The following is a 19158-nucleotide window of genomic DNA, read 5'->3' on the forward strand; positions in this document are numbered from 1 at the left end:
TTGCCGATCAGGTCTGCGACCAACCGGTTCTACGGGTTCTGAGACGGTGCCCGCTGGGTGTCGTCTGCATAGTTGCGCAGCTTGGACATCTTACCGATGCCCGGATTGAACGAATTGGTCGGGTCGCAGCATTTGTAATGCGCGGCCAGATCGGGTTTGGCTTTGTAAAGGTGCCCGACATTGTGTTCGGCCGGGTACTCTGCCCCGCGTTGATCAAACAATTCCAGCATCGCGGCTTTCAGAGCCTTGGGGTCCGCCCCTTTTCTGACCACATAGTCCTGATGCATCACGTGGCACATGAAGTGCCCGTAGTAGAGTTTATGCACCAGTTGGGTTTCGATCTCGGGCGGTAGTGTCTCCAACCAATCCTGATCGTTGCGGCGCAACGCAACATCCAATGCAATGATGTCTTCGACGTCATTGGCGTGCAGCGCCATATAGCGGACGGCGGCCCCTGCGGCAGCGAAACGATGCAGACCCGCAATCTTGGCCTCGCGCGCGGTACATTCGAAGAAATCCCCGTCTCGGTCTTCAAGGAATTCGGGCAACCACTCAGCAGCCTCGGCGATACCCTCATCCTTCATTTTCAGGATCAGGTGGTGTTCGTACCTGTCGCGGAACTCCATCATTCGCTTAGGTAGCACCCGAGGCCAAAGCGACACCGCCATCTGCATGAACCGATCCGTGAAATTGCGCAGGAACGGGATGCGGCGCAATCGGGAATCCACCGCCCCTTTCAATGCAAAGAACATCGGCAACCGGTCAGTGCCCAGCTTGTCGATCATCACCACAGTGTCCTTGCCGTATTTCGCAGTGATGTCGAATACCTCGCGCTGCATGTATTCTGCCGAGACGGGCAATGATGAGAACGTGGACAGGATATGGCGGCGCAAAACGGCCAGGTCATTGGGGTTGTTTGTTCCGATATAAAACACCTTTTCGGCCTCGTTTTTCCGGAACGTATCCAACCGCACGGCAAACACGGCCAGCTTGCCCGCTGACCCCGCGGATTCGAACAGCTTGGCCTTGTCGGCATTGAATCTGGCGGGCGTTTCCGCGTCTACATCTCGCACGATCTGCGAATAATCACTGGCCGAGGCGCGTTTGTTCGTGGCACCCGGATTCCGGTCGAAAGTTCCCGCATCAAGGTTCGCCAGAACCTCCTCGGGCGTGGCACCAAGATCAATGCCCAGATTATTGACCAGTTCCAACTCACCCTGCTTAGAGATCCGGGCATGCACAGACAGTTCGGTATAGACAGGGCCGCGTTCAACCAACGACCCGCCCGAATTGTTGCAGACCCCGCCTACTATCGATGCCCCGATGCAGGACGAGCCGATCACCGAGTGTGGCTCTCGCCCAAGCGGGGCCAACAGTTTTTCCAACGCAAAGAGCGTCGCACCGGGAAAACTGACGATCTGTTCGCCGTCGTTCAGCGGCACCAGAGTATCCATCCGACGGGTATTGATCAGGACCACATCGCGGTCATAGCTGCCCGACGGGGTCGAGCCTTCGGTCAGTCCGGTATTGGCCGCCTGCATGATGATGATCTTACCCGAGGCTACGCAGGCTTGCAGGACTTTCCACTGCTCTATCAAAGTACCCGGCTGAATCACGCAAAGCGCCTCGCCCTCGCCCGAGCGAAACCCACGCCGGAACCGCTCGGTCGCGCGCGCGCCGGTCAGAACGTGACGCGTCCCGACGACAGAGCGGAAATGTTTGATCAACTCATCATTGGTCATGTCGGCCCCCAATTCGGGTTAGGCATTGCGGAAACGGATATTGTCCCGGCTCAGTTGGTCGAGGCTTGTGACACCCATCAATTTCATGTCGCGTTCGATCTCAGAGCGCATCAAACCAAGCGCGCGTTCGACCCCCGCCTGCCCTGCGGCCGCCAGCGGGTAAAGATAGTGCCGCCCGACGCCGACCGCCTTGGCCCCAAGCGACAGCGCCTTGAGCACATGGGTGCCGCGCTGGATGCCGCTGTCCATCATCACATCCAGCTTGTCGCCGACGGCATCGACAATCTCGGCCAATTGGTCAAACGGGGTGCGCGAGCCGTCAAGCTGACGGCCACCGTGGTTGGACAGGATGATGCCGGTGCATCCGATCTCGGCTGCGCGTTTTGCATCTTCGGCGGTCATGATCCCCTTGAGACAGAACTGACCGTCCCAATCGCGTACCATCTGCGCCACATCCTCCCAGTTCATCGACGGGTCCAACATGTCTGTGAAGTAACCGCCGATCGAGCTGGCGCCGCCGCCCATATCCACATGCTCTTCCAATTGCGGCAGACGGAATTTTTCGTGGGTGACATAGTTGATCCCCCACATCGGCTTGATCGCAAACTGGATCATGCCGCCCAATGTCAGGCGGAATGGGATCGAGAAACCGGTGCGCAGGTCACGCTCGCGATTGCCGCCGGTGATGCTGTCCACGGTCAGCATCATGACCTCGACACCGGCCTCTTTCGCGCGTTGCATCATGGCCGAGTTCAGACCACGATCCTTGTGGAAATAGAACTGATAGACCTGCGGGTTCTTGTGCTTCTTGCGTAGCTCTTCAAGCGAGACGGTGCCCAGAGATGAGACACCGAACATGGTGCCATATTTCTCGGCCGCTGCCGCCACAGCCCGTTCGCCCTGATGGTGGAACAGTCGCTGCAGAGCGGTGGGCGAGCAGTAGAACGGCATGTCCAGCTTTTGACCCATCACCGTCACCGACATGTCCACGTCAGACACACCGCGCAGGACAGAAGGCAGCAGGTCGCAGCGGTCGAATGCGTTGGTATTCTCCCGATACGTCACCTCATCATCCGCGCCACCGTCGATATAGTTGAAGATGGGTCCCGGCAGCCGCTGTTTGGCCAGCCGCCGGAAATCGTGGAAATTGTGGCATTGGCTCAGACGCATCGGTAGAACTCCTTAGTAGGCGACCGACGGCAACCACGTGGCAAGGGTCGGCCACAGGAAGACTAGCGCCAGACCGGTCAGCTGCAACAGCACGAAGGGGATGATGCCCTTGTAGATATGCGTCAGTTTAATCTCTGGCGGGCAAACGCCTTTGAGATAGAACAAAGCAAAGCCTACAGGAGGGGTCAGGAAGCTGGTTTGCAGCGTCACCGCAACCAGGATCACGAACCATACCAATGCCGGTTCATCCAGAACACCGAAACCAGGGATATCGATGCCAAGACCGTTCACGATCGGGCGCATCAAGGGCAGAACGATCAGTGTGATCTCAATCCAGTCCAGCACGAAACCCAGCAGGAAGACGATGAACAGGATGAAAAGGACGGTGCCATTGGCACCAAATCCGGTCGATTGCACCACATGTTCGATCAGCTCATCCCCGCCCAGCTCACGCAGGACATATGAAAAGACGGTCGCGCCCAAAAAGATCGCAAAGATATAGGCGGTGGTATTGAAGGTCGACACCAGCACATTCCAAAGCTTGGCCAAGGTCAATTTCCGATAGCCCAGTGCCAGCAGGGTCGCACCCAGCGCACCGATACCCGAGGCTTCGGTCGGCGTGGTCAGGCCCGCAAAGATCGAACCCAACACGGCCAGGATCAGCATCAGCGTCGGGATGACAGCGATTAGTACGTCCTTGACGGCGTCCCAGTCCGGGGCTTTTGCCCCTTCGGGCACGGGAGCTGCGTCGCGTTTTACCAATGCTAGGATAAAGATATAGGTCAGGTACAGACCACCGATGATAACGCCCGGGAAAACAGCGGCCATGAACAGGTCCCCGACGGACAGAGCCATCTGGTCGGCCATGATTACCAGCATGATCGAAGGTGGAATCAGGATGCCCAGCGTCCCCGACGCCGAAACCACACCCGCTGCCAGCGTCGGCTGATATTTCTGCTGCATCATCGACGGCAAAGACAGCACGCCCAGCAGCACTACGGAGGCCCCAATAATTCCGGTCGAGGCCGCCAGAATGATCCCGATGAGGGTCACGGTGATCGCCAGACCGCCCCGCACAGTGCCGAACAGCCGTTGCATCGAAGACATCAGACGCTCAGCCACACCGGATTCGTCCAGCATCAACCCCATGAAGATGAACATCGGCAGCGCGACCAAAACCGCGTTCGACATGGTTGCATAGACACGGTTCACTACGGCACCCAGGGTCAGATAGTCTAGCCCGGTGAAAGTGCTCTCAAGCCCGGTCCATAGCATCAGATCGTTGTCGAACAGATAGGCCAGACCGCAATAGGCTACGCCAACCCCTGCCAAAACCCAGGCCACCGGGTAGCCGGTGAACAGCAGCGCGATGAAGGTCAGGAACATCGCGATGACCAGCTTTTCTTCGGTCGTTTCGACCAGGAAGGTCAGGCCCACACAAACGGCGCCGAATACGGCCAGAACCAGAAGAATACGGCGCAGCGGTGCGCCTTCGCGTTCCGAGGCCGGTCCGTACAACAGCGCGTGGCCGTCGTGGATCAGCCGCGCAAGCGCGGCCAACGCCAGCAGGACAAAGCTGATCGGGATGACCGCCTTGAACGCCCAGCGCGCAGGCAGGCCGGTGGGGCTATCTGAGCGTTCGCTGACCCGGAAACTTTCGTAGAAATAGTCGTAGCCCTGATCAATCATCAGATAGATGAACGGGGTCAACAGGGTCAGGATACCGATTACCTCGACGATCCGCTGCGCCCGGCGCGACAGCTGCATATGCAGGACGTCCACACGCACGTGGCTGTCGGTGATCAAGGCATAGGAAATGCCGATCATCGTCACGATGCCGTAGAAATGCCACTGAATCTCGTCAAGTTTGGGATAGTTCTGGCTGAACAAGTAGCGCAGCGAAACCTGGCTGAAGATCGCCGCCATCAGCAGGACATTTGCCCACATGACCACGTGACCTACCGCTTTGACGCTCGTGTCAATGGCCACGGCAATCTTCTGGCGGTCGGTTTCGGGATGTTCCAGGATGCCTTCGTAGGCTTCGACCGGATCATTGGTGTAGTGTTCGTTGGCCATGGTCATTCCTCGCTCAGCAACCCGGCGCGCGGGCTGTGAATAGTTAGAAATTCCGGATTTGGTAAAAGATCGGGGCGGCAGGAAAGGCCGCCCCGAAACCGTCAGTTCGGGAGGTTACTGACGCGGGAGGAAAGCGTTGGTTTTCCAGAGCTGATAGCCGTCACGGAATTCATTCATGTCGGTCAGAACTTTTGCAAAGAAGGCGTCGTTTGCAGCTTCTTCAGCGGCAACCTCTTCCCAGGTCGCGCGGAACGTGTCGAGCATTTCCGGCGACCACTGTTTGATGGTGACGCCGTTGTTTTCCACATTGTCGATCAGAGCTGCGTGCTGGATGGCTTCACCTTCGGCAAAGCTGTCGGCCATCGACGCCTTGCAAGCGGTTTCGATGATCGCCTTGTGCTGATCACTGGTTTCGTTCCAAACGTCCTTGTTGATCATCAACTCGAACACGGTCGCCTGCTGGTGCCAGCCGGGGAAGTAGTTGAACTTGACCAGCTTGTGAAAGCCCAAACGTGCGTCGATGGCAGGCATCGAGAATTCGGTTGCGTCAATCGCGCCTTTTTCCAACGCCGGGAAAATCTCGCCACCCGGCAGCAACGAGGTTGCAACACCCAGTTTCTGCATGACCTTGCCGCCCAGACCGAAGAAACGCATCTTCAGACCGTTCAGGTCTTCGGGCGAGTTGATCTCGGTTGCAAACCAGCCCGAAGTCTCCGGCGCGATCACAGCGCAGGGGATGACATGGACGTTGTAGCCCGCCTGATCATACATCTCCTGATACAGGCTCATGCCGTTGCCGTAATACAGCCACGCCATGTATTCACCCGCTTCAGGGCCGAACGGAACAGCCGAGAACAGCGGCGCAGCAGGGATCTTGCCCGCCCAATACCCGGCGGTGGTGTAGCCCGAGTTGATCTTGCCCGTAGATACCGCATCCAGAATTTCAAACGGCGGCACCAGTTTGCCCGGCTCGTACACTTTCATCTTCAACGTGCCGCCCGACATCACATCCAACTGTTCGGCAACACGCGGGATCGGCGATCCAAGGCCCGGCAGCTCGGTCGAGAACGCAATCGGGGTTTTCAGCAACAGTTTGTCGGCGGCAACCGCAGGTGCGGCCAGCAGGCTGGCAGTTACTGCCAGGCTCGTCAGGGTCTTCTTCATGAATTCTCCTCCAGGGTAGTCGGGCATGTGCCTCGATCAGTGGCGCAGGCTCTTCCAGCGCCGCTCCGGTGGTAAACTAACTTTACCACGAGTTTCCAGTCAACAACTTTGTTTACCACTGTATACCGCTCGGTGTAGATTATCCTGAAAAGCAACAGACGAGACAGGTGACGCGATATTCACAAAAGGACACCGGTTTAAGCAAAAAACCTTTTTACTTCTGAATTTTACGCCTCACAGACAGAGAAGCCGTGTTTTCTTGAATTTTCCGTATTTGTGGTTATATTTATTTACCAGCAGATTTGATCTTCACATCTTGGACAAGGCGATTCCCATGAACACCAAGGCGATCTTCGAACCCGTTGGACACGAATCGCTGGCGGATGCGGTGGTCTCGCAAATCGAAGACCTGATCGCCTCGGGCATCCTGAAACAGGGGCGCAAACTGCCGTCTGAACGGGATCTGGCCGAAATGCTGCGTGTGTCGCGTCCGAAACTGCGTGAGGCGCTGGCCGTCCTTGAAGAACGGGGTCTGGTGACCACCCAGCATGGCGAAGGCACGTTTGTGGCTGCCTTGACCGGGCAAGCCATGCTGCCCGCATTGCTGGCGCTGTATGAACGGCACGAACCCGCCTTCTTCGACTATCTCGAATACCGTCGTGAACAGGAGGGTTTTGCCGCCCGTCTGGCCGCCCGCCGGGCCACAAAGGCAGACAAAGAGCGGATTTCCGAGATTCTGGCCGAGAATGAACGCGCCTGGGAAGAAAACGATGCCAAAGCCTCGCGAGAAGCGGATTTCGCACTGCATTCGGCCATCGTAGATGCCAGCCAAAACGCAACTTTGATCCACATGATGGCGTCAATCTACGAATTGACCAAGCAAGGTGTCTTCTACAACCGCAGCTTTCTGAAATCGATCGATGGGTCGGGGAAAAAGCTGCTGGAACAGCACCTTGAACTGGGTCAAGCTGTCATTGACGGCGATGAAGATCGTGCCGAAAAGGCCGCCTTTGACCATATCGACTTCGTCGAGGAATCGTTCAAACTGGGCATCGAGCAACAGCGCCGCGAAGCCATGGCTGAAAAACGGCGCATACTGTCGCGCTGACCATAGGGTACAAACGCGCGGCACGCTTTACCGCCATTACTTCAACGCGTTCAGGCCAATCTGCGCCATCGCAATGCTCATCTCGTCACTGAGTACAGACCAGAGCTGATGCAGACCCGCTTCCCCCTCGGCTGCGATCGCGAACTGCATGATCCGTCCAAAGAAAACAAAATCCGCACCCTGAATGAGCGCTTTCAACGCGTCTTCACCGGATCGCAGGCCGCTGTCGTAGAACACAGGGAACCCATCCCCGACGGCCTGTCGAATGTCCGGTAGCATCTGAATTGGGCTCGGGGCGCTTTCAAGTTGTCGCGCACCGTGACTGGAGACCTGCAGCGCATCGACGCCAGCCTGTTTCAACGCAATTGCGTCCTCGGCGTTCAGAACACCCTTGACAACCAGTTTTCCCGGCCATTGATCCCTCAGCCTTGCAAGTGTGTCCCATGTGGCCCTGGCTCTGCTCTCGGTGCGGTCAAAATCGTAGCCCTCCATCAGAAAGTTGGCCATCTGTGGCCTGCCGCGAAACAAGGTTTCCAGCGACCAGCGCGGGTGCAGGGCGAAGTCGACAAATTGCCTGGGGCCGATCCGGAAGGGCATCTTGAAGCCGCGTCGCAATTCGCGCGGACGGCGACCGACTTCGGGGACGTCCACGGTCAGAACCAAGGTCTCATAACCCGCCGCCCAAGCCCGCTCGACCAGCTTGAACGTGCCTGATCCGTCACCGCTGAAATACAGCTGAAACCAGGCGTTGCCCTCTGCGGCCTCCAGAATTTCTTCCATAGCGGTCGAGGCCACGGTCGAGACGCCAAGAGGAATCGAATACCGCGCCGCCAGGCGTGCCAACATCAGGTCGGCTCCGGGCGCGGACAGATTGCACAAGCCCATCGGCGCAACCCCGAACGGGCGCTGCGCGGGGCGGTCGAACAGCGAAGTGGAAAGCGATCTGTTGCTGACATCGCGCAGGATGCGTGGGCTGAGCGTTACCTGATCCAGCGCGTCACGGTTGCGTGCGGCGCCGACCTCGGACCCGGCCGCGCCGTCGATATAGTCGAACACCATCCACGGCAAACGCCGCCGCGCAAGGCGGCGGGCGTCTTCGGAGCAGTGAATGGCGCTTGCGGCCATCAGGCCTCGACAGCTTTCATAAAGCGGTCGCGGATCACCACCGGGTCCATCGTGATTGGTGGCATCTTGGCATTGCCGCTTTCACACTTGCTGACGATGATGGTCATTTCCTTGGCGTCCAGCGCCTCTTGCAGCACGCGACCGGTATCTTCGGCAGCACATTCGATCACACGCTCGCACCCAGCCGCCTGCGCCATTTTCGTCAGCGAGGTCTTTTGGCCCGCATAGGTCGGCTGATCCCCGGTCGAACCGTAAGAGCCATTGTCGACGATCAGCAGGATGTAGTTGTCGGCGACGTTGTTGGCGATGGTCGGAAGGGTGCCCAGATTGGTCAGGACCGAGCCGTCCCCGTCGATCACGATCACCGGTTTCGGCTGCGCAAGGGCAAGCCCGAGACCAATGGAAGAGGCCAGCCCCATGGTGCCCAGCATGTAGAAATTCGTGGGCTGATCATCGATGGCGTGCAGTTCCTGACTTGGAATGCCGATGTTGCAGACCACAAGTTGATCCCGCAGGATCGGGGCGATTTCTTTCAGAATTTCGGAACGGATCATTGGTCGCCATAGCCTCCCCAAAAGTTTGCATCGGTCAGAATGGCAACCGGCTTGTTGCACATGAAGGTGTATTTCAGGATCGCGTCCAGTTCGGCCACGTCTTCCTGATTGTGGAAGTGGTAGGTCGGGATATTCAACTGCGTCAACAAGGCCTTGGTATGAACTGCCATTTCCACCTGACAGGCAATCGGCTCACGCAGCTCTCCTCGATAAGAGATCAGCATGGGCAGTGGCATCCGGTAATACTGGATCAGCGTTGCCAGCGTGTTGATCGTCACGCCAATGGCGGTGTTTTGCATGATGATAGCCGGGCGCTTGCCGCCCATCCAGGCACCGGCGCACAGGCCCATGCCTTCGTCTTCTTTGTTCGACGGGATGTGGTAGATGCCATCGTGCCTGTCGATCTCATCTATCACCCCGGCCAATTGCTTGCAGGGGACGGTGGTCACGAACGAGATATCGTTCGCCACCAGATCGTCGGTGATCTTCTTGTCTATGCTCATGATCCAGATGTTGATCCTGTTTGGGGCGCAATCTGCGCGATTGACGAATTCAGGCCCTGCGGTGCACGTGCACGGCACAGGGGGCATGGCGGACGACCCGAGACGCGGTCGATCCCAAAAAATAGTCGCTGAGGTCCGGTTTGTGCGAGCCGATGACGATGCAATCCACATCATTGCCGCTTGCATAGTCGATGATGGTTCGGGCGGTATGCCCCTTAACGATCTCAGAGGTTACACCGTCCAGACCTTCGACCTTTTTCAGCAACTCAAGGCGCGCGCGCTGAAATCCTTCGGACACCGCCGCCTTGTCGAGGTAAGCACTGACAGAACCCTGAGGCATCTCGTATACGTGCAAGGCAATGATCTCGCTCCCGTCGTCCGACAGGGCGCGGGCAATCTCGAGGGTGTGCTGCGATATGCCGTGATCCAACGCCATCGGGACAAGAACTTTCTTATACATATCAAACTCCTTTTCAGCCCGGCTTATTCCCACGGATCCAGGATAATCTTTGGTGCTGCCACTGCGCCAGAGCGCAAATCACGAAATGCCTGCGCCCCCCCGGACAGAGGACGTGCTTCGGTCCAGTCCAGTGCACCCAGACGCCCGTCAAAAATCGCCTGCGCCGTTTGTCGGAAATCCTCGGCGGTGTAGGTGTAGGTTCCAATGAAGGTGATTTCCTGCAAGGTCATCCGGCGGATATCCAACCCGCCAGTGTCCTCACCCAAACCAACATGGGTGATGACGCCACCCGGTTCCGCACAGGCCGAGGCCGTGGCGCGTGTTGCCGCATAGCCCACCGCATCGATCACGATCGGACAGGTTCCGGCGGCTCTATCCAATACGCGAAGGCCAAGCCCAAGAAGGAACTCGCGCCGTCCTGGGCTTGGCTCAGCCAAAACGACATTCTCAACCCCCATCGCGGTCAACGCCAATGCAGCGGCAAGGCCGATTGCGCCGCCGCCCAGAACCAAAGCGCGTTTCTCACTGGCAGGATGCAGCGCCGCAAGGGCCAGCCGTATTGCATGCCAACTGACCGCAAGGGGTTCTGCCAAAGCGGCTTTGTTCAATGGGATATCGTCCGGCACCTCAACCAGATTGCCGTCAGGCATCGATACATATTGTGCAAAGGCCCCTTCGCGCGGAGGCATCGAGATGATCTGGCGCTGCGGACACAGGTTTTCCCGGCCCGAGGTGCAGGCCAGACACGTCCCACAGGTCACCAGTGGGTTCACCGTCACCCGTGTTCCATCGCGCGGACCACCGACGATCAGCCCTGCCGCTTCGTGGCCCAGGATCAGCGGCGCGGGACGTCGGGCATCATGCCCCAGATAGGCGTGCATGTCCGAGCCGCAGATGCCAACCGCCTCGACGCGGATCAGATGCTCACCAGCCGCGGGCACCGCATCTGGCACATCCCGATGCACCACTTCCTCAACCCCCTCATACACAAGCGCTTTCATTTCGCGGTGAACCCCCCATCGACCATGAGGACCTGCCCGGTAACATAGTCCGAGGCTTTCGAGCAGAGAAACAGGATCGGCCCGTCCATGTCCTCCATCCTTCCATTGCGCTTGATGCAGGTTTGATCCGCGTTTCGCGCCGCGCGCTCTGGATCGTCGAAGACCGCCTGTGTCAGCTCGGTTGGGAAAAAACCCGGCCCAATCGCATTCGCGGTGATGCCGTATGGTGACCACGCCTCGGCCATCGCGCGGGTCAGTTGCCCGATCCCCGCTTTGGTCGCGCCATAGGCGATACCACCGGGAAAAGCGCGTGTGGTTTGAAGCGAGGCGAAGTTCACAATCCTTCCCCAGCCTTTTTCCTTCATCGCGGGCACCATCGCTTGGCTGAGGAAAAACGGCGCGCTCAGGTTCAGGGCCAGAGTCGCATCCCACCCCGGCCCGGTCACATCATCCGCCGCCTCGCGCGTGTTTACGCCTGCGGCATGGACGACGATGTCGGGCGGACCAAAGTTGGAAGATACCGCATTCACCAGAGCCCTGACGTTCTGGCGATCCGCGACATCACCAGTCACGACCGCTGCATTTGATCCAATCTCAGTGCACAACTGCGACAGGGCATCTGCCCGCCGCGCAACGCCGACAACTTTGGCCCCGGCTTGCGCCAACACCAACGCAACCCGCCGCCCCAGCCCCGAGCTTGCGCCGGTGACGCAGGCCACGCGCCCTGTCAGGTCAAAGAGCGCGCGTGGGTCATCCATCTGCGGTCAGGTCGAATTGCTCATCGGGGAAATACTTGGCCAGACGCACATCGGCGGCGCGGGCGTGACCCTCCATCCCTTCAAGACGCGAAATGCGGGCCGTTGCCACCGCGATGGGCTTGGACCCTTCGCGGGTGGCCCGCTGCCACGTCACGATTTTCATGTATTTGTGGACGCTCAGCCCACCCGTATAGCTGGCGGCACCCGAGGTCGGCAGAACGTGGTTGGTGCCGGTGGCTTTGTCGCCGTAAGAAACGGTGGTTTCCTCACCCAGAAACAGCGAGCCATAGCAGGTCAGCCGATCCAGCCACCAATCCAGATCTTCGGCCTGTACGGTCAGGTGTTCTGGTGCGTAGTCGTCGGAACAGGCGGCCATCTCTTCACGATCCGCACAAACAATCACCTCGGCATAGTCGCGCCACGCGGCGTAGGCGTTCTCACGGTTCAGTTCGGGCAGGTCTTCGATCAGCGCGGGCACAAGCTCCATCACTTTCTCGGCCAGATCACGATCATCCGTCACCAGCCAGACGGGCGAGTTATACCCGTGTTCGGCCTGACTGACCAAATCGGTCGCAACAACATGCGCATCGGCACTCTTGTCCGCCAGAACCAGGCTGTCCGTCGGCCCCGCGATCATATCGATGCCGACTTTGCCATAGAGAATACGCTTGGCCTCGGCCACGAACTGGTTGCCGGGCCCCACAAGAATATTCGCGCGCGGCAGACCGAACAGTCCATAGGTCATCGCAGCCACACCCTGAACGCCGCCCATTGCCAGAATACTGTCGGCACCGCAGATATGCGCCGCGTAGACAATCGCAGGCGCCACGCCGTCGCCCGGACGAGGTGGAGAGCACGCAGTTATATGGCGACACCCGGCCACCTTTGCCGTGGTCACCGTCATGATCGCGCTGGCGATATGACTGTAGCGACCACCCGGCACATAGCAGCCTGCCGCATCTACAGGAATGGCCTTTTGACCTGCAACGACGCCCGGCACGATTTCTGTCTGAACATCCGACACCGTAGCCTTTTGCGTTTCGGCAAAGCGACGCACGTTGTCATGGGCAAACCGGATATCGGCCTTCAGTTTCTCGGGCACCAGCGCGATGGCGGCGTCGATCTCGTCCTGCGTCATCAGGACATTGCCTTCGAACTTGTCGAACTTGGCGGCATACTCCAGCGCCTTGGCGTCGCCACCCACCTCGATATCGGCCAGAATGGTCTTGACCGTATCGTGCACTTCGGTCGCATGAGACTGCGCCGTCAGAGTTGCCTTTTTCAAATAGTCACGCGGCATGTTCAACAGGTCCTATTGGTAGATTTCAGGTAGCAAGGTGGTCGAAACGGCTGGCACGTAGGCGATCAGCAGCACCACGATCAGCATGGTTAATACAAAAGGCACAGCCCGGGCGGCAATCTTCAGAATGGACTCGCCAGTAATACCAGATACGACGAACAGGTTCAGACCCAGCGGCGGAGTGATGAAACCCACACCCAACGCGGTGATCATCATGATGCAGAACTGAATTTCGTTCATGCCGATATTGTCCGCCAGCGGTTTCAGGATCGGAGCCAGGATCACAATATTCGGTGTCGTCTCCATGACGCAGCCCGCAGCGATCAGGATACCGATCATCAGCAGGATCAACACGTATGGATCATCTGTCATCGCCGTGACCGAGGTCACAAAACCCTGCGGCACCCCCATGATTGCCAGAGCCTCGGCCAAGGGGGCCGAGAAGGCGATGATCGGCAGGATCACCCCGTTCACCTTGGCCGAACTGACCAGCATCGAGGGAAAGTCGGCCAGTGTCAGTGTGCGCAGGATAAAGCCCATGGCGATGGTGACAACAACAGCGGTTGCCCCGGCCTCGGTCGGGGTCAGGCGGCCCGAGAAGATACCGTAGAAGATGATGCCCGGCACGATAAAGGCGTACCAGCCGGACTTCAGCGCCTTGCCCAGATTTGCCAGCCATTCCCCCATGGTCATCATGCCGCCGCCCTCGTAGGCATACAGGCGGTTCATGATGATGTTGGTAATCAGGATCGACACCAGAATGGCAAGGCCGGGGATCAAGGCCGCCAGGAACAGGGTCGAGGCGGAAATGCCCAACACAAGGCCGATGATGATATAGGCAATCGAGGGCGGGATCAGGATGCCGGTACAGGCCCCCGCCGCCACCAGCGCACAGGCATAGGGACGCGGATAGCCGCTTTCGACCAGTCGGTTGATCGTCATCCGGCCCACAGCGGCAGCCCCTGCCGCGTCCGAACCCGAGATGGCCGCGAACATGCCGCAGACCAGCACGGTGGCCGACCCGAACCCGCCTTTGGCAAAGCAGGTCAACGCCTCGGCCACATCCAGGAATTTTCGCGACAGCCCGGTGCGGACCAGCACGTCCCCGGTCAGGATGAACAGCGGCACGGCGGTCAGGGCGAAGGCGTCGATGCCGGTAAACAGGCTCTCGCCCACAAGGCTCAGCGGCAAGTCGCCGGACATGACCAGCATCAGGATCGCAGCCGATCCGATAGCCGCCCAGACCGGGACCGCCATGGCGATCAGGCCCACGAACAGGATCACCGGCAGATAGAAATCCCATCCGAGTTCAACGGTTTGATTGAGGGAATTCCAAAGCATTGTAAATCTCCTCAGTCAAACAGCTTGTCGCCTTCGAAGACGGGCGTGCCGTCTCGCAGACATTTCAAATCGCGCATCAAGGATTGGATCAGACGCCAGATCATCAGTGCAAATCCGGTTGGCACTGCCATCAGGAACCAGACTTTCGAGACCCGCAGACCGTCCGTCACCGATCCGAATTTGGCCGAGACGTGTACTGCCTCGTAGGACCAGTAAAGGGCGATGATCGCCACCACGAACATGACCAGATCGCCGAAGATATACAGCAGCGCTTTGGGCCGTGGCCCAAGGTAGTGCATGATCACATCGATCCGGATATGGGCGCGCTCTTTCACGGCGGCCGCTGCCCCGATCCAGGCGAGGTAGATAAAAGAATACCGGACGATCTCTTCGCCCCAGATCGAGGAATAGGCGAAAATCTCACGCCGCAGAACCTCGATGGCCATGGTGATGACAAGCATCACGTAGAACACCAACAACAGCCAGCGCTCGGCATCCCGGTCTATTTTCTGAAGTACAGTCATGTCCGGCCCCAAAAACCTGGCAACACTTCAGACGGCGGTCGCAAAGACCGCTGCCAAAGGTTGCATATCGTGAAGTGAACGGGTGCGAAGGGGCGCACCCGTTCGATGCGCATTACGCGTCGTGGACGTAGTACTTGCCCTGCGTACCGGCCGCTTCGACCAGTTTCTCGAAGGCGTCCATCGACCCGGCCAGTTCGGTCTTGAACGGATCCCAATCGGCGTTCTGATAACCGCCTGCATCCTGCCATTCCGCCAACTGATCGCTGCTGAGCGAGTGGAACTCGACCCCGGCCTTGTTCAGTTCAGCCATTGCATAGGCCCGCGCCGAGGGCACTTTGGACAGGTTCTGGTGGCTGGTCATTTCCGAGCCCCACATGATGCCTTCCTGCACATCGGCCGGCATCGAGTTGAACCATTCCAGGTTACAGGAATAGACTTGGCTATCCGGCACCGCCTGCGTGAATGTCACGTGGCTGAGGATGTCCTTGAAGCCAAAGACAAACAGCGCGCCCACAGATGGGTCAAGCGCATCCGCGACACCCTGCTTGATGGCCGAGGGGGTCTCACCCCAAGCAACGGGCGTCGGGTTCGCGCCGACCATGCGGTAATACTGTTGCAGCATTTTCGAGCCCGGCACCCGGAACTTGATCCCGCTCATGTCGCCCGGCGTGATCACTGCATTGCCACCCTGACGCACCGCAACCACGCGTGGATCGATCACGACATAGAACAGGGCCTTAAAGCCCGCAGCCTCGACCTTGGGATGGACCTCGCTTTTCCAGGTGTCCGAATGCACAAGATTGGTGAACCGCTGGTTCGAGCCGCACAAATACGGCATGTTGATCAGATCGACGGTCGACGCAAAGGGGGCGAAGTTCGACAGCGAATGCTGGGCCGCCTGAATGGTGCCGCCCTGAACCTTTTGAACCAACGAACCACCTGCACCCAACTGACCGCCCGGGGCAAGCTTGACGTAGACCTTGCCATTTGTCGCGTTCTGAATGTTTTCCTTCAGATCCAGTTGCATGATCGGATAGCTGCGCGATGCACCCAGCACATAGGCAGTTGCAACAGTCATCACATGATCGGCCGCCTTTTCCCGCTCGCTCTCTTCTTTCGCGGTCTGCGCTGCGGCCTCAGACGACCACAGGACCCCACCGGCCCCGGCAACCAAAGCCGCCGTGAACGCCCCGCTGGCGCTGAGCTTCAGAAAATTGCGACGCTCTGCAGACGCAAGCTCGTTCTTGTCGTTGTTCATAGATTGCCCTCCCAAGCAAAAAATTCAGCCGCCATTTTCGGAGTTCCGGTCGGCCTCCTTTTTCAGAATTGCGACAACGAACAAGATCGACGCCGCGAACAGGACCAACATTTCTCCGACATCCCCAAGAAACGCAGCATTTGCAAAAGCTCCCAAGGCAACGTTCGCAAAATAGATGACGAACACAACAATCGAAGCTGCAAGAAACATGTCTGGGACTCCTTATAGAATCGGCCCAACTCTATTTGTAAGCGCTTACATCAATAATGCAAGCGCTTACATTTGCCTTTCCCTATCACCTGAAACCTACTAATCTTAGAAAAAGCAAATCGCAGGATCAGGAATGCCAAAACTCCGGTCAGTTCCGACATTGAACGATGTGGCCAAAATGGCAGGCGTTTCGACTGCGACCGTCTCGCGTTGCCTGAATGATCCAGAACGTGTTGTCGAAGCCACACGCAAACGGGTCTTGTCGGCGGTTGATACGCTGGGCTATACGCCGAATTTTGCCGCGCGCGTGATGGCGGCGAAACGTTCCTTCACCATCGGCGCAATCATTCCAACGATGGACAACGCCATTTTTGCACGGGGCCTACAGGCCTTTCAGGAAGAGATTCACCGGCGTGGATACACGTTACTGGTTTCAAGTTCGGCCTATCAGACGGATATTGAGGAAGAGCAGATCAGAACGCTTGTGGCCCGTGGTGCGGATGGGCTTTTGTTGATTGGCCATGACCGTGACAGCGAGATTTATAACTATCTTGACCGGCAAAAGACCCCGGCACTGGTCGCCTGGTCATATTTGGACGGCGGACGCTGCCCGTCCATCGGGTTCGACAACCGGCAGTCGATGCATGCCCTGACAGATGAGGCGCTGCGCCTTGGGCACCGTCATGTCGCTGTGATTTCAGGGATCAGCAAGGGCAACGATCGCGCGCGGTTGCGGATCGAAGGGATCAAGGATGCGTTTCAGGCACACGGGCTTTCGCCCGAGACGCTTTCAATCATCGAAACACCGTATGACATAGAAAACGGCGCTGATGCGTTCCTGCGGCTGATGACCGGACCTGAGCGTCCAACCGCAGTTCTTTGCGGCAACGATGTATTGGCCGTAGGGGCGGTGCGGCAGGCCCTGGAAATGGGGCTGCGGGTTCCTCAGGACGTGTCGATCACTGGTTTTGACGACATCGAACTGGCCCGGATTGTCCAACCCGGATTGACCACGGTACATGTTCCGCATCGCGAAATGGGCCGCAAGGCCGCTATCGAACTCGTCTCGATGATCGAAAACAACACACAAGGCCAGTCCCAGCAGTTGCAGACCACTATCGTAAAGCGTCAGTCTCTGGCCACACCGGAGCGCCCCTAGCCTTCTGTACCGAGATAACAAAAAACGCCCCCGACATCGTCGGAGGCGTTTCCCCAAGTCCCTGGGGAGCGGTGAGCAAGTTTTGCCTTAGGCGCAGTATGCGTGTTCACGCGCGATATCGGCGATGTCGCAGCGACGCACACCGATATCGTTGAGTTCACGGTCGCTCAGGCTCTGCAATTCGCGGTAGGTGCGATTGTATTCTGCACCCCGCGCACGGTTTTCTTTAATACGCTCAACCAGGTTCGCAAAACGAGCGCTCAGGTTGAAACCGCCATGTGTCAATGTAGCTGTATGTGCCATATCTATGTTCCTTTCTGTACCGGGGCGCATTCCCCGGGCGTTTCCGTTTGTTCCTTTGTGGACAATGCTCAGATAGGATCGTCTGATATCGCTAACAACGGATGTTTTGGTCTGGCCGGTATGCGTTAAGTGAATAACTAACCGTGGTTGGTTGCTTCAAAGCGCAGGTCCCATTCCAATTGTCCGGGCAATTGCATTTCATCCAGCCAATGTCCCGCAACGGGCACCCGCGCAATGCTTTGCCTTTGGTGTGTCACATGAATTGGACACGCCTACTGAACTGCAAAAAGACACCCTAGTGGATCGCAAAACACGCGGGGCGCTTGGTCAGCAACTTGCTGGGGTCGGACAGATATTTCCGACGCTCCAAGTCTCAAAGCTTCGCTCGCTGCGTTCTCGATCGCTGCAACCTTGATCGCCGGTATCCAGACGCCTCGCCCACACATCTCGACTTCCGATGGAACAACCAGCTCCAAAAGAGTATGTGAGTCCTCCAAAGTTGGCACACCCACTTCACGATCAACCGTCCTAGAGCAGTCCCAATCAAACAACACTTGGTAGAACTCGGCTGGAAACTCTGAACCTTCAGTCAGGTAAATCTCAGCTGCAAACTGTTGTGTGGGTATTGGGTAATCGTGTTGCGAAACGGAAATACCAAATCTTGCGCCCAACGGGTCCAACAAAAGACAGTGTCGGCCAACTCCGGCCACGTCAAAGGGAGGTCTTATTATCTGCGCGCCCATTTTTTCGGCCCGCTTCGAAATAACGTCTGCGTTCGGAACCTCGACATAAGGGAACCAACCAACGCCGAGATTTTGCGGAGTTTTTGTCAGCCCTGTTCCAGCTTCCCCATTCAAATGAGCAAGGGTAAACTCGCCTTTTCCCTGGCCCCAAACAAAATTATTCGTTCTTTCCTTACTAAAAGCCCATGACGCAACACGGCCATAAAAATTTATTGAGCTGTCCAGATCAGACGTAAAAAGGTCGTGCCAAACGATCCGCCCTATCTTGTCCGCATTCATTTCAAGAACCTCCCACGCAATGATTGATCGGTAATCCAACGAGATCCAAACGGTCGTTGATGCAAGTCAATCAGAGTATGGGGATCCAGATATCTATATCGTTGGACCGATAGTAGGGTCACTGCAGAAACAAAAAACGCCCCCGACAAAATCGAGGGCGTTCCAAACTCTTCAAAGGTCGCGCGCTTAGCCGCGCTCTTCGATGATCTCAACCAGATGCGGGATCTTGTTGACCATGCCGCGGACCGAAGGAGTATCCTCCAGCTCACGGGTTTTGTGCATCTTGTTCAGGCCCAGACCGATCAGGGTCGCGCGCTGTTCGGCGGGGCGGCGGATCGGGGAACCGATCTGCTTGACGACGATGGTTTTTGCCATGGGTC

At 57.8% G+C, this 19158-nt stretch carries 20 protein-coding genes; 2 read left to right on the forward strand and 18 right to left on the reverse strand.

Annotated features, from left to right (window positions below; all coding sequences use genetic code 11):
• Positions 1–29: 29 nt before the first annotated feature.
• From dld to ACR0L4_RS12175, 4 genes are all read right to left on the reverse strand, one after another.
• The gene (gene dld, locus ACR0L4_RS12160) at positions 30–1742 is read right to left on the reverse strand and encodes a D-lactate dehydrogenase (protein WP_480513258.1); all 1713 of its coding nucleotides are present in this window, start codon (positions 1740–1742) and stop codon (positions 30–32) included.
• An 18-nt stretch (positions 1743–1760) separates the two neighbouring features.
• On the reverse strand, positions 1761–2912 hold the full coding sequence (locus tag ACR0L4_RS12165; protein ID WP_480513260.1) for an alpha-hydroxy acid oxidase: 1152 nt from the start codon (positions 2910–2912) through the stop codon (positions 1761–1763).
• A 12-nt stretch (positions 2913–2924) separates the two neighbouring features.
• On the reverse strand, positions 2925–4994 hold the full coding sequence (locus ACR0L4_RS12170) for a TRAP transporter large permease subunit (RefSeq protein WP_480513262.1): 2070 nt from the start codon (positions 4992–4994) through the stop codon (positions 2925–2927).
• A 108-nt stretch (positions 4995–5102) separates the two neighbouring features.
• The gene (locus ACR0L4_RS12175; protein WP_480513264.1) at positions 5103–6152 is read right to left on the reverse strand and encodes a TRAP transporter substrate-binding protein; all 1050 of its coding nucleotides are present in this window, start codon (positions 6150–6152) and stop codon (positions 5103–5105) included.
• A 334-nt stretch (positions 6153–6486) separates the two neighbouring features.
• Between ACR0L4_RS12175 and ACR0L4_RS12180 the strand changes: the two genes are divergently transcribed.
• Positions 6487–7260, forward strand: a complete 774-nt coding sequence (locus ACR0L4_RS12180; RefSeq protein WP_480513266.1) for a FadR/GntR family transcriptional regulator — start codon at positions 6487–6489, stop codon at positions 7258–7260.
• A gap of 36 nt (positions 7261–7296) precedes the next feature.
• Here ACR0L4_RS12180 and ACR0L4_RS12185 read toward each other — a convergent pair whose 3' ends face one another.
• From ACR0L4_RS12185 to ACR0L4_RS12235, 11 genes are all read right to left on the reverse strand, one after another.
• Positions 7297–8385 carry an alpha-hydroxy acid oxidase gene (locus tag ACR0L4_RS12185; protein WP_480513268.1) on the reverse strand — a complete coding sequence of 363 codons (1089 nt, stop codon included), beginning with the start codon at positions 8383–8385 and terminating at the stop codon, positions 7297–7299.
• Positions 8385–8939, reverse strand: a complete 555-nt coding sequence (gene comE, locus ACR0L4_RS12190; RefSeq protein WP_170749544.1) for a sulfopyruvate decarboxylase subunit beta — start codon at positions 8937–8939, stop codon at positions 8385–8387. The genes ACR0L4_RS12185 and comE overlap by 1 nt, the downstream gene beginning before the upstream one ends.
• On the reverse strand, positions 8936–9442 hold the full coding sequence (gene comD, locus ACR0L4_RS12195) for a sulfopyruvate decarboxylase subunit alpha (protein WP_480513270.1): 507 nt from the start codon (positions 9440–9442) through the stop codon (positions 8936–8938). The genes comE and comD overlap by 4 nt, the downstream gene beginning before the upstream one ends.
• 49 nt (positions 9443–9491) lie before the next feature.
• On the reverse strand, positions 9492–9902 hold the full coding sequence (locus ACR0L4_RS12200) for a universal stress protein (RefSeq protein ID WP_480513272.1): 411 nt from the start codon (positions 9900–9902) through the stop codon (positions 9492–9494).
• Between the two features lie 23 nt (positions 9903–9925).
• Positions 9926–10903, reverse strand: a complete 978-nt coding sequence (locus tag ACR0L4_RS12205; protein WP_480513274.1) for an alcohol dehydrogenase catalytic domain-containing protein — start codon at positions 10901–10903, stop codon at positions 9926–9928.
• Positions 10900–11661: an SDR family NAD(P)-dependent oxidoreductase gene (locus tag ACR0L4_RS12210; RefSeq protein ID WP_480513276.1), complete on the reverse strand. Its 762-nt coding sequence runs from the start codon at positions 11659–11661 to the stop codon at positions 10900–10902. The genes ACR0L4_RS12205 and ACR0L4_RS12210 overlap by 4 nt, the downstream gene beginning before the upstream one ends.
• On the reverse strand, positions 11654–12961 hold the full coding sequence (gene hisD / locus ACR0L4_RS12215; RefSeq protein ID WP_480513278.1) for a histidinol dehydrogenase: 1308 nt from the start codon (positions 12959–12961) through the stop codon (positions 11654–11656). The genes ACR0L4_RS12210 and hisD overlap by 8 nt, the downstream gene beginning before the upstream one ends.
• A gap of 12 nt (positions 12962–12973) precedes the next feature.
• The gene (locus ACR0L4_RS12220; protein ID WP_170749550.1) at positions 12974–14302 is read right to left on the reverse strand and encodes a TRAP transporter large permease; all 1329 of its coding nucleotides are present in this window, start codon (positions 14300–14302) and stop codon (positions 12974–12976) included.
• A gap of 11 nt (positions 14303–14313) precedes the next feature.
• A complete protein-coding gene (locus tag ACR0L4_RS12225; RefSeq protein WP_170749551.1) occupies positions 14314–14826 on the reverse strand; it encodes a TRAP transporter small permease in 513 nt (170 codons plus the stop codon).
• Between the two features lie 112 nt (positions 14827–14938).
• Positions 14939–16084 (reverse strand): TRAP transporter substrate-binding protein, encoded by a 1146-nt coding sequence (locus ACR0L4_RS12230; protein ID WP_170749552.1) that lies wholly within the window; start codon positions 16082–16084, stop codon positions 14939–14941.
• Between the two features lie 24 nt (positions 16085–16108).
• Entirely contained in the window at positions 16109–16294 is a 186-nt protein-coding gene (locus ACR0L4_RS12235) for a hypothetical protein (protein WP_170749553.1), read from the reverse strand.
• A gap of 133 nt (positions 16295–16427) precedes the next feature.
• Here ACR0L4_RS12235 and ACR0L4_RS12240 point away from each other — a divergent pair, with 133 nt between their 5' ends.
• Entirely contained in the window at positions 16428–17453 is a 1026-nt protein-coding gene (locus tag ACR0L4_RS12240; RefSeq protein ID WP_480513281.1) for a LacI family DNA-binding transcriptional regulator, read from the forward strand.
• Positions 17454–17540: 87 nt separating this feature from the next.
• Here the strand turns inward: ACR0L4_RS12240 and ACR0L4_RS12245 are convergent, their stop codons facing one another.
• From ACR0L4_RS12245 to rpmD, 3 genes are all read right to left on the reverse strand, one after another.
• The gene (locus ACR0L4_RS12245) at positions 17541–17756 is read right to left on the reverse strand and encodes a YjiS-like domain-containing protein (protein ID WP_170749781.1); all 216 of its coding nucleotides are present in this window, start codon (positions 17754–17756) and stop codon (positions 17541–17543) included.
• A 272-nt stretch (positions 17757–18028) separates the two neighbouring features.
• Positions 18029–18778 carry a VOC family protein gene (locus tag ACR0L4_RS12250; protein WP_480513283.1) on the reverse strand — a complete coding sequence of 250 codons (750 nt, stop codon included), beginning with the start codon at positions 18776–18778 and terminating at the stop codon, positions 18029–18031.
• A gap of 186 nt (positions 18779–18964) precedes the next feature.
• Complete coding sequence (gene rpmD / locus ACR0L4_RS12255) at positions 18965–19153, reverse strand: 50S ribosomal protein L30 (RefSeq protein WP_008757946.1); 189 nt, start codon at positions 19151–19153, stop codon at positions 18965–18967.
• Positions 19154–19158 lie beyond the last annotated feature (5 nt).

It is taken from the genome of Ruegeria sp. AB5 (genome assembly GCF_056542645.1).

Bases quoted from the DNA above. Each gene is read 5' to 3' on its own strand.
- ACR0L4_RS12200 (WP_480513272.1), bottom strand. From the start codon at position 9,902: ATGTATAAGAAAGTTCTTGTCCCGATGGCGTTGGATCACGGCATATCG.
- ACR0L4_RS12185 (WP_480513268.1), bottom strand. From the start codon at position 8,385: ATGGCCGCAAGCGCCATTCACTGCTCCGAAGACGCCCGCCGCCTTGCG.
- dld (WP_480513258.1), bottom strand. From the start codon at position 1,742: ATGACCAATGATGAGTTGATCAAACATTTCCGCTCTGTCGTCGGGACG.
- rpmD (WP_008757946.1), bottom strand. From the start codon at position 19,153: ATGGCAAAAACCATCGTCGTCAAGCAGATCGGTTCCCCGATCCGCCGC.
- ACR0L4_RS12180 (WP_480513266.1), top strand. From the start codon at position 6,487: ATGAACACCAAGGCGATCTTCGAACCCGTTGGACACGAATCGCTGGCG.
- ACR0L4_RS12210 (WP_480513276.1), bottom strand. From the start codon at position 11,661: ATGGATGACCCACGCGCGCTCTTTGACCTGACAGGGCGCGTGGCCTGC.
- ACR0L4_RS12245 (WP_170749781.1), bottom strand. From the start codon at position 17,756: ATGGCACATACAGCTACATTGACACATGGCGGTTTCAACCTGAGCGCT.
- ACR0L4_RS12250 (WP_480513283.1), bottom strand. From the start codon at position 18,778: ATGAATGCGGACAAGATAGGGCGGATCGTTTGGCACGACCTTTTTACG.
- ACR0L4_RS12205 (WP_480513274.1), bottom strand. From the start codon at position 10,903: ATGAAAGCGCTTGTGTATGAGGGGGTTGAGGAAGTGGTGCATCGGGAT.
- ACR0L4_RS12165 (WP_480513260.1), bottom strand. From the start codon at position 2,912: ATGCGTCTGAGCCAATGCCACAATTTCCACGATTTCCGGCGGCTGGCC.
- ACR0L4_RS12225 (WP_170749551.1), bottom strand. From the start codon at position 14,826: ATGACTGTACTTCAGAAAATAGACCGGGATGCCGAGCGCTGGCTGTTG.
- ACR0L4_RS12230 (WP_170749552.1), bottom strand. From the start codon at position 16,084: ATGAACAACGACAAGAACGAGCTTGCGTCTGCAGAGCGTCGCAATTTT.
- comD (WP_480513270.1), bottom strand. From the start codon at position 9,442: ATGAGCATAGACAAGAAGATCACCGACGATCTGGTGGCGAACGATATC.
- ACR0L4_RS12220 (WP_170749550.1), bottom strand. From the start codon at position 14,302: ATGCTTTGGAATTCCCTCAATCAAACCGTTGAACTCGGATGGGATTTC.
- hisD (WP_480513278.1), bottom strand. From the start codon at position 12,961: ATGCCGCGTGACTATTTGAAAAAGGCAACTCTGACGGCGCAGTCTCAT.
- ACR0L4_RS12170 (WP_480513262.1), bottom strand. From the start codon at position 4,994: ATGACCATGGCCAACGAACACTACACCAATGATCCGGTCGAAGCCTAC.
- ACR0L4_RS12240 (WP_480513281.1), top strand. From the start codon at position 16,428: ATGCCAAAACTCCGGTCAGTTCCGACATTGAACGATGTGGCCAAAATG.
- comE (WP_170749544.1), bottom strand. From the start codon at position 8,939: ATGATCCGTTCCGAAATTCTGAAAGAAATCGCCCCGATCCTGCGGGAT.
- ACR0L4_RS12235 (WP_170749553.1), bottom strand. From the start codon at position 16,294: ATGTTTCTTGCAGCTTCGATTGTTGTGTTCGTCATCTATTTTGCGAAC.
- ACR0L4_RS12175 (WP_480513264.1), bottom strand. From the start codon at position 6,152: ATGAAGAAGACCCTGACGAGCCTGGCAGTAACTGCCAGCCTGCTGGCC.